Source organism: Acetobacter aceti NBRC 14818 (assembly GCF_000193495.2).
Classification (GTDB): Bacteria; Pseudomonadota; Alphaproteobacteria; order Acetobacterales; family Acetobacteraceae; genus Acetobacter; species Acetobacter aceti.
The window spans coordinates 1,574,482-1,586,611 of the sequence record NZ_AP023410.1 but is presented as its reverse complement, the minus strand read 5'-3'; the positions used below and the strand labels follow the sequence as shown (position 1 = coordinate 1,586,611).

The window sequence follows — 12,130 nt, the reverse complement described above, 5'->3', positions numbered from 1 at the left end:
GATCAAGCGGCTTTTGAGGGCCAGAGCCGATCGTCGCGGAGCAGCGCGTTGGCGATGATGACGAGCTTTCGCATAACGGCGGTGATAGCGATTTTGGCATGTTTGCCGCTGGCGGTGAGTCGGTCGTAGACGCGCTTGAGATCGGGGTTGAACCGCATGGCGACGAGGGCTGGCATGTAGAGAGCCTGCCGGAGCATGGCACGACCACCACGGGTAGCGCTTCTACCGGACCACTTACCCGATTGCTGTGTCATCGGGGCAAGACCGGCGAGCGCCGCTGCTTGCCCTTCCTCCATCGAGCCCAGTTCCGGTATGTCGGCGAGAAGGGCATAGATCGTAATGGCGGCCAGGTCGGGAATACTCATCAGCACCTGCCGTCGGCGGGACAATACGGCGTCATCAGCGATCAATGCCTCTATGACGGCATCGATGGAAACGAGCTGGGCCGCAATCTGGAGGGATCGAAGAACCGTTAATTGATGTGCCTTGGTTCTGATTTTGGGCTTTTGGCGTGTTGATTGACGGTTCTTTGGTCGCTTTCGATCTGCGTTTTGAGCAGATCGAAGGCTGCCACCCGCTGGATAGCTATGCATTCGCGCTGATCCGCTCCAGGAAGAGGAAGCGGCGCATGTTGTAGACGATATTGGCCAGCCCGATCCTCATGGTGGCCCGGGTGATGCCGACAGTTCGGATGAACAGTCCCGTTTGTGATTTCTGGTCGGCAAAGACATGCTCGACGCGTGATCGGATCACCGACTTTCCAGCATTCGACTTCTGGATATGCCGTGGCATGGGCTTGAGATGTGGTTTTTTCCTATGAACCTTCGAGACAAAGCCTTCCTTTTCCATGAAGTCCTCATTGGCTTTTGAGCGATAGGCGGTATCCGCCCAGACGCTTGAGGCTGTATTGGTTTTATCAAGCAAGCCCTCTCTTAATCGCGCGCCATCACCGGCGGCGGCATCCGTCGTTTTCCATTTTCGGATGAACCGAAACTTCCGGTCGATGGAGACGTGGGATTTGTAGCCAAAGAACGGGATGGCGAGATCACTCGATGGCATGGTTCCATCGTCCTGCCGCTTTGCTTTGGTGAACTTCAGCGTCCAGCGCGCATGGCGATCCTTGTGGGACAGTTTGGACGGCTTGTCCTGCCAATCTTCAGGAATACGCCCTGCCCGGAGATCTGCCTTCTCGGCATTCGTATTGCGCTGCTTTGGAGCAGCCACCAGCGTTGCGTCCAGGATCTGGCCCGACATCGGCAAATACCCGGCGTTGCGCAGGGTCGCGTCAAAGCGGTCAAACAGTCTTTCAATCGCACCCGCCTGTGTCAGACGTTCGCGGAACAGCCAGACCGTTTTGGCGTCAGGCACACGATCCGACAGCCCCAGACCAAGGAAACGCATGAAGGATAGGCGATCGTTGATCAGATACTCTGTCCGCTCATCAGACAAATTGTTCAGCGTCTGGATCACCAGAATTTTGAACATCAACACGGCATCAAACGGCGGACGTCCGCCTTTGCTGCCGTCTGAATAGGCCAGAGCCTTCTCAAGATCAGGGCGGAACACTTCAAAATCCACAGTCCGGGAAAACGCTTCGAGCTGATCACCAAGCCCGCTCAATCGAGCAAGCCGCTCTTCAACATCAAAGAAGCCCGGCTGCTTCATGAGCCATCCCCCCAATCATCACACAAGGTAGGGAATCACAGCCAACGGGTTTTTCGAACCCTCCAGGTGGTTCTGGTTCTCTCCGACGCATAGAGAATTAACCGAAAGAAGATGCGGACGTTTCAGTGCGGTAGTTTTAAAATAACGCTTGAAATCTTCAGTATGCTTCATGGTCTCGTCGGTCTCCTGATACGAACTTAAAACGCTCAGATGACCGGCACAAAACCATTACAAGTGGCGGGTTCGAAGAATCGTTGATTGAAGACCTTTCTGCCTGATTTTGGGCTTATAGTCTGGTATTGAAGGCTCTGCATGGTGATTTTTACTCTGCGTTTTAAACAGAGAGAGGGTTTCATGCTCTGGATTGCTACGCGGCGGCGTTAATCCGCTCCAAGAGGAGAAAGCGGCGCATATTATAGACGATGGTGGCTCGAGCGATGCCTACAGTCCGGACGAACAGCCCCGTCTGTGATTTCTGATCGGCAAAGACATTCTCGACATGCGGCCGGATGATGAACTTTCCGGCATTGGAGCGTTGGGTGTGCCAGGGCATAGGCTTGAGATGCAGCTTCTTGCGATGGATTTTTTAGACAAAGCTTTGCTTTTCCATGAAGTCCTCATTGGCTTTTGAACGGGAGACTGTGTTTGCCCAGAGTATTGAGGCTGTATTGGTTTTATCAAGCAAGCCTTCTCTCAATCGCGCACCATCACTGGCGGCGGCATCTGTCGTCTTCCATTTGCGGAGCAGACGAAACTTCCGGTCGATGGAAATATGAGATTTGTAGCCAAAGAACGGGATGGCCAAGTCTGTTGCGGGCATACTCCCGTCCTCCTTTCGTTTCGCTTTCGTGAACTTCAACGTCCAGCGCGCATGACGGTCCTTGTGGGACAGCTTGGAGGCTTGTCCTGCCTGTCCCTGTGGGATCCGTCGGATCCATCCTTCCCGCAGATCCGCCTTTTCATCGTTAGTATTGCGCTACTTTGGGGCTGCTACCAATGTTGCAGCCAGAATCTGGCCTGACATCGACAGATACGGGCGATGATCATGTTTGTGGAGAAGACGCGTCCTCTCGATTCGAATCCGATTCGCGCAGAAAGTGATTATTTTTACATCATTTGAATTTATGCCTTTTTATTTGAAGTAAATAAATAATTGAAATAAAATTAGAATATTCATTATCGCATTAGAGTAATATCGGATAAATTCAATTTATTTTATTGTTTATTTGAACATATTGAGTAATTTTTTCTCCTTTTCATATTTATATTAAAAATATGAGCGAATGTTATTTTTAAGTTCAAGGGTTGGAAATTGCTAAGCCGCATATATTCACGTTTCAAGTCGATAATATATGAAAATATACATATTAATACACAATTTTGGCAACAAACCGAAGAATTAGGCACTATTTTTTGCTGATTATCAGGAGTTTTTTCTATATTTGTACAGATAAAAATATTTTATTGTTTTAAGTCACGTTTTTTCGAGATATACCATTCGCATCAGAGGCGATATGCCTCGATATACTCTAATTTTTAAAGTAATTATTGGAGTATATGTTTTCTCGGAGGTAATGATGGCAGAAAATCTTCTGACAATTGCTCAGGTGTGCGAACGCGTGTCTATGTCGGCGTCTCACATACGCAAAAGGATTAAGCTGGGAAAATTTCCCGCGGCGACGCACAGGTTGAGCACACGTATGGTGAGATGGAGCGAAAGCAGCATTAATGAATGGATTGAAAAGACGCACGAGCAGAAAAAACACTAAACTGTTGAATATAAAACAGAATAACTCATGACTCATGTGTAGAGTGAAATGAATGGAAGAATTTACTCGATACGACGATCACCGACCTCACCGTTTTCTGTGTTGTAGAAGTGTCACGGCGTCGGCTGCGTCTGACATCAGAAGATCGGCCCATATCTGAGCCAGCTCCTGCCGACGTTCCATATGCAGAGCCCGGTTATACGCGGCTTCAACTCTGTTTTGATTTGAGTGTGCCAGCATAAGATCAATGACAGCTCTGTCCTGCGGATAATGCTCGTTCATGATGGACGAAAACGAAGCACGAAAACCATGTGGCACCTGTCTGCCAGCGTAGCCTGCCCGCTGCAGAAGATAACCGAGAGCGTTTTCGCTCATCGGGCGATGGGCCCACCGCGCATTAGGAAAAACAAGAGGGCCTCTGCCCGTCAGCGTAGAGACCGCATCAAGAATGTCCCGTGCCTGACGCGATAAGGGAACAACGTGCTCACGCCGCATCTTCATGCGCTCTGCTGGAATGACCCAGGTGGTTCTGTCCGCAGACACCTCATGCCAGGCCATTGCATGTACTTCACCGGGACGCACAGCAGTCAAAGCCAGAAAACGCATCGCCAGAAGTGTAACCGGATGGGCCGGGATGGCTTCGACGTCCTGGAAGAGCTGTCTTAGCGCATCAAGATCAATGAGGGCAGGTTGCCGTCCTTTCTTCAGAGGAGCCAGAGCGCCTTTGATAACGGCGGCGGGATCATGAGAACCCAGCCCATGCGCGATACCGAACAGAAAAATTGCACTTAATCTCTGTCTGATCCGGCGCGCCGTTTCCTTCGCACGCCCAGCTTCAATTTTCCTGATTGCCTCAAGGACCATCGGAGCAGTGATATCGTCCAAGTCGATGTGCCCCAGATGCGGCCAGATCAGACGCTGAAGACTCGTTCGAACGTCTTCACTGTGTCGGGGTGTCCACCGGGCAGATTGAGTCTGAATCCACATTTCGCCGACATGCTGCAGCTGTCTATCAGTGCGCCTGGCTTGCGCTTGTCTCTGACGACGGGTCAGAGATGGATCACGGCCCGCCCGCAGCTCCGCGCGTGCCTGATCACGGGCGTCACGGGCCGCTGCAAGCGTCACCTCAGGGTAAGCGCCAAAAGCGAGCAGCTTTTCCCGACCACCAAAGCGATACTTCATGCGCCACAGACGCGAGCCATTTTTCTGGACCAGAATGAACAGTCCGCCTGTATCGGCGAGCTTGTATGGCTTTTCTCGGGGTGCGAGGCGACGCAGCTGAACGTCTGTCAGCATTGATACCCCAACACCAGAAATGATACCCCCATATCTACCCCCACAATGCATGAGCTTGAAGGAACATCACAGCGCGTCATAGAGCACATAAGTGGCAGAAAACTGCCAGCCTTTCTGTGCTTGAAACGCTATAGACTGCTATGGGATATATCAACTGGCGGAGGGGATGGGATTCGAACCCACGATACGCTGTTAAGCGTATAACGGTTTAGCAAACCGCCGCCTTCAGCCTCTCGGCCACCCCTCCAGGCACTGAGACAGTGCGTTGCGGCGGAAACTACCTTGTTCTCTATCGGCAGTCAATTCTGGATGGCCCGGGGGATGTCATAAAAACATCCTTAGCCCTGTCGTCATTGCGGCTGGGTAGGCTGGTTCCCCATCTGCTGCAGTAATGCCCTTACAGCATCAGGATTCTTTTGCAGAAGGGACACGTTATGCGGGTTAAGTCGGGGAGCATCCTTGGCATCAGCCGCATGCGACGTCACAGCATAGGTAATGCCGAAGGATGTAAGACCCATGACAAACTGACGGGCCGTAAACCCCTGTGACTTCAGGACCGGCTCAATGCCCGGCACTGATTCAACGCGCTTGATCGTGTCATCCAGAGAGATATGACCCTCCGGAGGAGGAGGCTGCAAACCCGCATCCTGCAGCGCCTGCAAGGTCGTGGTCATCCGTGGCAGGAAATCATCCGGCAACTGATATGAGGCAGCGACCTGAACATCCTTGCGCATTGCCGCCAGTTGCGCCGCGTCCGGTGCTGGAGGCTGCTGAAAATTGCCTGATTGCTGGCTATCCTGTGGCTGGCTTGAATAGACCTGTTGAGCCTTTGCCCCCGTGCTGGCAGAGAGTCCAACCGCAGCCGACAGCAGAAAAACAGCCCCAATTGTCTTGAGCGAATAGCGTCGTTTCATCACGTTCCATCTCTTCCTGTAAGCTTCAGCTTGCAGCGATAGCCATGCTTCGAGACATGACGTCCGCACCAACATAACAGAACCTTATTGAGCGATCATGGCACGGATGCGTCATTGTCAAAATCGCTGATGATAAAACCCGCGCCAGCGCAAATACGTAGCCTGACCTACTTTTCGCGTCCCGCCGCATACCACCAGCCGGCGACAAGAAATCCGACATAGTATCCGATATCTGCCCCTCCAAGCCAGCGCGCAACCGGTCCCGTGTAGAGCGAACTGGTGGAAAACAGCAGCACCGTCAGCACCGAAGTCACAACAAAGATCGTCGCCCCACGCTTCCACCCGGCAGGCGGCCGCAACACCTGACCGTATACAGCCCGCGCTGCCGAATGACCGCCCGTGAGATACCAGTCCGCCAGAACGATACCGCACCATGGTGCGATCCAGTACATCGTGACCAGCAGATAATCCGTATAGAGCGTCGCATACTGGCCAGCTCCGACAACTGCCAGCACATAGCCCAGACTGGCCGTGATGATCGCTGCCGCGACACGTGGCACATGGATCCCAGCCGAAATCAGGCTGTAACTGGCCGTATTATCGTTGAACGAGTTCCCGGCAATTGACGACAGGGCAATCGCCGCCAGCGCCAGTGGTCCAAGCGGCCCCATGGCATGCTGCAAACTGGCAATCACTGCCGTCGGGGATGGCTCGGCGATGCTCGCCGCAGTGAGTAGACCAAGGATCTGGAACGGCACAGCCGACAGCAGCAGCCCTAACAGAGCCAGCACAACCACCTGCTTCGGATCGGAATTCGCGGGTAGATAGCGGGTATAATCCGATGAATAGGTGGCCCAGGACAGATTGAAACTGACCAGAATCCCGACCGCCAACAGAAACGTCGCCAGACCAACCGGATGCGCCGCCTGCACGACGCCGCCGCCCCTCACTGCAAACGTCACGCCGATGATCGCAAACACGACCAGCAACATGCCGCCGAGATATTTCTGCAACGCCTGCACAACGTGATGCCCATAGATGGACGCCACCATCTGGATGGACGCCAGTACACCCAGCGCCAGCCAGAACGGCGTCGGCACACCAGCCAGCATCAACAGACTGACCAGCGCCGCCGCAGCTGGCACATTGTTCACGGCATCCCAGCCGACGCAGTAGATCCAGTTCAGAAAGGAAGGCGGCCGGACACCAATCGTGCCCAGCGCCATGCGGGAGGCCTCCATCTGCGTCAGACCCGTCGCCGGACCAATCGCCGCCGCCAACGCGACAGGCAGGGCACCGACGAAATTCCCCAGCAGAATGGCCAGAAAACCCATCCTGGAATCCAGTCCAAGACTGACCAGCAACGCGCCGGTGACCCAGCCGCCGGGACCAAGATTCGGTGAGAAATGACTCCAGAAAACCCGGTCCATCGCCATCGTCTTGCGGGCTGCGGGCACGGGCTGACAGACAGATGCCGCCGAAAGGTCTTCCATCAGGCCCGACGGTTCAGACGCCATCCTCACACTCCAAACACAATGACACCATGAACGATGTTGAAATCAGCTATCTGCCTGAAGGCTTTTCCACCACAGGCATACTGCCCGCAGCGCCTGTCGGCTGATTCAGATAATACGGTTCCGAGAGCCCAATCGGCAGCAGATCCATCAGGCGCGATCCCATAGCGATCCAGCGAGGGAACGTGATCCGGCGCTTGTTCTTTTCCAGACCCGCCATGATCCGCTCGACAGCATCGGCCGTCTGCACGAGACCCGGCATCGCAAATTCATTCGTCGCCACCATCGGTGTGTTGATGAAACCACAGACCACCGAACTGAGCAGAATACCATCCTGCTTCAGATTGCCGCCCGTCGCCACCATGAAGCGATCAACCGCCGCCTTGGTCGCGCAATAGGACGGCGTGCCGGGAAAGGAGACCAGCCCGGCAATGGAGGAAATCGCCGCGATCCGGCCACGGAAGCCATCGGATGCCACAGGCTGACGACGTATCACGTCAATAGCGGGAAAAATGGTGTTGAGAACGCCGTTTACGTTGACGTCCACCATGCGGCGCACCTGATACTCAGATTCGGACGGCGCTCCTTTTTCACCGGGCTGATCATGGACCCCGCCGGTGATCCCCGCGCAGGCCAGAACCACATCAAGCGATTCACCTGACGCGCCGATATCTTCAATTACGCTTCGCATCGCCGGAGCATCCGTAACATCCAGCGCGTGCATGAAGACCCGCGCACCCAATGCTTCCGTGCGGGAAGCCGTGTCTTTCAGCCGATTTTCGTTGCAATCAATGAGATGGAGCGTAATGCCCGGACGGGCGACACGCAGGGCGAAACCACGGCCAAGCCCCGAAGCGGCTCCCGTGATGAGAAGAGAATCCTGTTTCATAGTCGCCCCATTAAGAACCTGCTGCTAAAAGGTCGCAACCGTCCTCCCGAAACAATCGGGAGAAACGCTCGATACGGCAGGGAGGCACGAACGCCGATATGACACGCACCGGAACGACCGTCCCGTCGCCCATCACGCGGCGAGGCGTCTGCCTTGTCATTTCCGCCCCGTCCGGCGCTGGAAAATCCACCATCGCCAACGCCTTGCGCGCCGCCGATCCCCGTCTGAAACACTCCGTCTCCATCACCACCCGCGCCCCGCGTCCCGGTGAGACGGACGGCATCCATTATCATTTCCGCACCATGGAAAAGTTCATGGAAATGGCCGATCAGGGAGAACTGCTGGAATGGGCCTCCGTGTTCGGGCGCGGTTACGGCACGCCACGCGCTCCGGTGGAAGCTGCTCTCGCCGCGGGACAGGATATGGTGTTCGACATCGACTGGCAGGGGCATCGCCAGATCCGGGCTGCACTGCCCGATGATGTGGTGAGTCTTTTCGTCCTGCCCCCTTCCCTCGCCGAACTGGAACGCCGCCTGACAGGTCGCGCATCGGACGCGCCGGAAGAAATCAAAAAACGCATGGACGCGGCGCTCGACGAAATTTCCCACTGGGAAGAATTCGACCATGTGATCGTCAACGCGGAGCTCGACCGCGCCATTGCGGAAACACAGGCCGTGCTGAACGCCGCCCGTCTCCGCACCACACGCCAGACCGGTCTGGCGGATTTTGTCGCCAGCTTCTGGGGCTGACGCGCATCATGGATTTCTCGAACATCACCGTTCTCTGTGTCGGCGACGTCATGCTCGACCGGTTCGTCTATGGCGAGATGGAACGGATTTCACCGGAAGCGCCGGTCCCGGTCCTGCTGCTGAAAGAACGGAAGGAAATGCCGGGCGGTGCGGGCAACGTCGCCAGCAACATCATCTCTCTCGGTGGTCAGGCCATCCTGATCGGGCTGGTCGGTGAAGACGAGGCCGCTGTCATTCTCCGCGACGCGCTGCGTCTCCGCACCGGTGTTTCCGAAATGCTGGTCACCAGCCCCAAGCGCCCGACCATCTGCAAGACCCGCTTCATCGCCTCCCACCAGCAGGTCGTGAGAGCTGACGAGGAAAGTCGGCAGAAGCTGCAACCCGAGGAAGCCGAACTGCTCTGCCGCGCTATCGATGCACGACTGGAAGAGGCCGATGTCGTCATTCTTTCCGATTACGGCAAGGGTGTTTGCGACAGCATGGTCGTCCGGCATCTGATTGGGGAAGCACGCCTGCGGAACATTCCCGTCTTCGTTGACCCGAAAACCTCCGATTTCCGGCATTATCGCGGCGCAACCTGCATTACGCCCAACGCGAAAGAACTGGTCGCCGCTTCCGGCATTTCCGGCACGGATGATGCGAGCGTCGAACGCGCCGCCCGCAAGGTGATGGCGGAAGCCGAGGCGGATGTGATTCTCGCTACCCGTTCGGAAAAAGGCATGATGCTGGTTCCGGCACACGGAGAAGCCGAAGCTGTTCCCGCCCGCGCACGAGAAGTCTTTGACGTCTCCGGCGCTGGTGACACCGTGATCGCCACAATGGCGCTTGCTGTCGGGTCCGGCATGTCGTTTGGCCAGTCCATGCGCGTCGCCAACGCCGCCGCCGGTGTCGTTGTCGGCAAACTGGGCACGGCGACCGCCGACATCGGCGAAGTGACCCGCGAATTGCAGGCCCAGAACTCGTCCATTGATTCGCCACATCTGCTGACTCTAAACGAAGCCAAACGACAGGTTCAGGAATGGCAGGCACAGGGCCTGACGGTCGGTTTCACCAATGGCTGCTTCGATATTCTGCATCCGGGTCATATCAGCCTTCTGGCGGCGGCCCGTGCGGAGTGTGACCGGCTGATCGTCGCATTGAATGACGATGACAGCATTCGGCGCCTCAAGGGCGAAACACGACCGGTCAACACCCTTGCCAGCCGTGCCGCCGTGATGGCGGCCGTCCGTTATGTCGATGCCGTTGTGTCGTTTTCCGAGGATACGCCGCTTGAAACGCTTCTGGCCCTCATGCCGGATGTGCTGGTGAAAGGCTCCGACTACAAACCTGAAGATGTCGTCGGAGCGAGAGAAATTACCGACAATGGTGGCCGTTTATTCCTTGCTGACCTACAGGCTGGCCATTCGACCACTGCCACGATCGGGCGCATTCTGGCGGCGGAATAGTTTCTTTATTTTTCCGTAAAAGCATTCCTGACCAATCACGGATGAGCGCTTCCCACCCTGTGACTGAATCGCTGTGCGATCATGATATGTCGCTCTGATTGCGCGTGAAGTGGGCCTGATACGGCCATCTGATTATTTCACCGAAAATTCCCCCAAAGGCCACGGCTGAATTTCAAACCCATTTCCTGTGGGAAATCGCCAAATCGGGCAAAATAACCATTTTTTATCAGAAAAATGCGCCATAAACGCGCTTTAAAACATATATCTAATTTGCATGTTTTAACTCTGGAGACGCACTTTCAGACCCGTCCCAATAATCTCCAGCGATCAATGTAAGGTTCGATTATTACGATTTTACAACCAGCAAACCGGGTGCATTAATTCGTCCAAACAGCACAGTCTGGAGAGCACCCAAATGTCCGAGCAAATCGCTTACTGGGGATATCCCACCAACATTCTTCTGGCTTCAGGCTGTTCCGCTGAGGCTGTGGCATGGTGCGGCAAAGCCGGACGGAAACGCCCGCTTATCGTGACAGATCCGGGAGTGCGGGCCCTTCCCTGGTTTGAAAAGCTCACAGCAACACTGCGCGCCCGTTGCCCGGACCTCGTCATCTTCAGCGACATTCGCGCCAATCCCTCACTGGATGAAGCCAGAAATGGCGCAAATTTTTTCCAAAAAGGCAGTCACGATTCTATCATCGCCATCGGAGGCGGCAGCGCCATTGACGCCGCCAAGGGCATTGCTCTTGCCTCCCAAAATCCCACCTATCTTGAACAGTTCGAATGGTCGCAGGCCATGGCTCAGTATCCGACACTGGCCGATTATCCGAAATCCGAACTGCCACCCCTGATTGTCATTCCCACAACCGCAGGCACAGGTTCGGAATTGAGCCGTGAAGCCGTGCTCGTGGACACGGACCTGCATATCAAGAAAGTCATCACCCACGCCGAACTGCTGGCCTTCTGTGTTCTGCTTGATCCTGATCTGACCGTCGGCCTTCCTCCCGGCCTGACCGCCATGACGGGCATGGACGCACTGGTGCATCATATCGAAGCGCTCTGTTCACCTCTCTTCCACCCCATGTCGGAGGGCATTGCGCTGGAAGGCATCTGCCTTATTGCGCAACACCTACCCAAAGCGTTTGCGGACGGAAGCGATCTGTCTGCACGATCCGGCATGCTGACAGCGTCGGCCATGGCTGCGGTCGCGTTCCAGAAAGGACTCGGCGGCGTACATGCTCTGGCGCACCCGATTGGAGCGCGCTTCGGGACCCTTCACGGCCTCCTGAACGCCATCCTCCTGCCCTACGTGATGCGCGCCAACCGGAACGCCATTGAACCGCAGATGAACCGTCTGGCCCGTATGCTTGATCTGGATGGAACAGGCTTTAATGCGGTGGAAAGCTGGATCCTGTCGCTCCGCAACAACCTGAATGTGCCGCATAACCTGCATGCTGTCAGCCTGACCGAAAACGATGCTGAATGGGTTGGGCAACAGGCGGTCGCCGACATTTCCTCTTCCGAGACCAATGCCCTGCCACTGAACGCCGAACAGTATGCTGCGATCTATCGGGCCGCCGTCCGTGGGCGACTGGAGGATGTGACGCCTTTCTAGAGTCAGTTTCAATGTCCTGCGTGCTGACGCTCCGACGTGTCACACGCAGGGCAAGGAGAACGAAACATACCTCCTCAAGAATGATGGGACCCGGTAAGGGCCGCTTTCGTCCTTATCCACAGATTCTGAGGATGGTTGTGTGAACAACCCTGTGGATAGCGGGTACAGATCTCCACAGGCAATGGGGACGGAAGTGCTACACAAGGACAGCGTTTCGCAATCAGGCGAAATGCCGTAAAAACCCACTTTCCATTTTCGCCAAACCCGCGTTTTT

General features: G+C 55.4%; 10 protein-coding genes, 1 tRNA gene and 1 pseudogene. 4 read left to right on the top strand and 8 right to left on the bottom strand.

All coding sequences use genetic code 11. From position 1 onward, the window contains the following. Nucleotides 1–2 precede the first annotated feature (2 nt). From EMQ_RS07175 to EMQ_RS07165, 3 genes and pseudogenes are all read right to left on the bottom strand, one after another. Nucleotides 3–365, bottom strand: coding sequence for a transposase (locus EMQ_RS07175; protein WP_231367979.1), 363 nt, complete (start codon nt 363–365; stop codon nt 3–5). A 220-nt stretch (nt 366–585) separates the two neighbouring features. Next, a complete protein-coding gene (locus EMQ_RS07170) occupies nt 586–1,665 on the bottom strand; it encodes an IS5 family transposase (RefSeq protein WP_018308246.1) in 1,080 nt (359 codons plus the stop codon). Between the two features lie 367 nt (nt 1,666–2,032). After that, nucleotides 2,033–2,698: pseudogene (locus EMQ_RS07165) on the bottom strand (IS5/IS1182 family transposase); the annotation flags it as partial. Nucleotides 2,699–3,179: 481 nt separating this feature from the next. Here EMQ_RS07165 and EMQ_RS17145 point away from each other — a divergent pair. Continuing rightward, nucleotides 3,180–3,434, top strand: coding sequence for a helix-turn-helix transcriptional regulator (locus EMQ_RS17145; protein WP_010668950.1), 255 nt, complete (start codon nt 3,180–3,182; stop codon nt 3,432–3,434). A gap of 87 nt (nt 3,435–3,521) precedes the next feature. Here EMQ_RS17145 and EMQ_RS07155 read toward each other — a convergent pair whose 3' ends face one another. The 5 genes from EMQ_RS07155 to EMQ_RS07135 form a co-directional block, all read right to left on the bottom strand. Next, nucleotides 3,522–4,730 (bottom strand): tyrosine-type recombinase/integrase, encoded by a 1,209-nt coding sequence (locus tag EMQ_RS07155; protein ID WP_018308250.1) that lies wholly within the window; start codon nt 4,728–4,730, stop codon nt 3,522–3,524. Nucleotides 4,731–4,885: 155 nt separating this feature from the next. After that, nucleotides 4,886–4,977 (bottom strand) — tRNA-Ser (locus EMQ_RS07150). Nucleotides 4,978–5,080: 103 nt separating this feature from the next. Then, the gene (locus EMQ_RS07145) at nt 5,081–5,644 is read right to left on the bottom strand and encodes a hypothetical protein (RefSeq protein WP_010668913.1); all 564 of its coding nucleotides are present in this window, start codon (nt 5,642–5,644) and stop codon (nt 5,081–5,083) included. A gap of 167 nt (nt 5,645–5,811) precedes the next feature. Beyond that, nucleotides 5,812–7,161, bottom strand: coding sequence for a purine-cytosine permease family protein (locus EMQ_RS07140; protein ID WP_010668912.1), 1,350 nt, complete (start codon nt 7,159–7,161; stop codon nt 5,812–5,814). Between the two features lie 46 nt (nt 7,162–7,207). After that, on the bottom strand, nt 7,208–8,047 hold the full coding sequence (locus EMQ_RS07135) for an SDR family NAD(P)-dependent oxidoreductase (protein ID WP_010668911.1): 840 nt from the start codon (nt 8,045–8,047) through the stop codon (nt 7,208–7,210). A 98-nt stretch (nt 8,048–8,145) separates the two neighbouring features. Between EMQ_RS07135 and gmk the strand changes: the two genes are divergently transcribed. The 3 genes from gmk to EMQ_RS07120 all read left to right on the top strand — a co-directional run bounded on the left by gmk (nt 8,146) and on the right by EMQ_RS07120 (nt 11,856). Further along, the gene (gmk, locus tag EMQ_RS07130) at nt 8,146–8,796 is read left to right on the top strand and encodes a guanylate kinase (protein ID WP_018308252.1); all 651 of its coding nucleotides are present in this window, start codon (nt 8,146–8,148) and stop codon (nt 8,794–8,796) included. 8 nt (nt 8,797–8,804) lie between these two features. Next, nucleotides 8,805–10,241, top strand: a complete 1,437-nt coding sequence (rfaE1, locus tag EMQ_RS07125) for a D-glycero-beta-D-manno-heptose-7-phosphate kinase (RefSeq protein WP_010668858.1) — start codon at nt 8,805–8,807, stop codon at nt 10,239–10,241. A gap of 415 nt (nt 10,242–10,656) precedes the next feature. After that, nucleotides 10,657–11,856, top strand: a complete 1,200-nt coding sequence (locus EMQ_RS07120) for an iron-containing alcohol dehydrogenase (protein ID WP_018308253.1) — start codon at nt 10,657–10,659, stop codon at nt 11,854–11,856. Nucleotides 11,857–12,130 lie beyond the last annotated feature (274 nt).

Excerpts from the sequence above, each read along its gene's own strand:
- EMQ_RS07170 (WP_018308246.1), bottom strand. The coding sequence starts at position 1,665 with ATGAAGCAGCCGGGCTTCTTTGATGTTGAAGAGCGGCTTGCTCGATTG.
- EMQ_RS07155 (WP_018308250.1), bottom strand. The coding sequence starts at position 4,730 with ATGCTGACAGACGTTCAGCTGCGTCGCCTCGCACCCCGAGAAAAGCCA.
- EMQ_RS07120 (WP_018308253.1), top strand. The coding sequence starts at position 10,657 with ATGTCCGAGCAAATCGCTTACTGGGGATATCCCACCAACATTCTTCTG.
- EMQ_RS07135 (WP_010668911.1), bottom strand. The coding sequence starts at position 8,047 with ATGAAACAGGATTCTCTTCTCATCACGGGAGCCGCTTCGGGGCTTGGC.
- EMQ_RS17145 (WP_010668950.1), top strand. The coding sequence starts at position 3,180 with ATGCCTCGATATACTCTAATTTTTAAAGTAATTATTGGAGTATATGTT.
- EMQ_RS07175 (WP_231367979.1), bottom strand. The coding sequence starts at position 365 with ATGAGTATTCCCGACCTGGCCGCCATTACGATCTATGCCCTTCTCGCC.
- EMQ_RS07140 (WP_010668912.1), bottom strand. The coding sequence starts at position 7,161 with ATGGCGTCTGAACCGTCGGGCCTGATGGAAGACCTTTCGGCGGCATCT.
- rfaE1 (WP_010668858.1), top strand. The coding sequence starts at position 8,805 with ATGGATTTCTCGAACATCACCGTTCTCTGTGTCGGCGACGTCATGCTC.
- EMQ_RS07145 (WP_010668913.1), bottom strand. The coding sequence starts at position 5,644 with ATGAAACGACGCTATTCGCTCAAGACAATTGGGGCTGTTTTTCTGCTG.
- gmk (WP_018308252.1), top strand. The coding sequence starts at position 8,146 with ATGACACGCACCGGAACGACCGTCCCGTCGCCCATCACGCGGCGAGGC.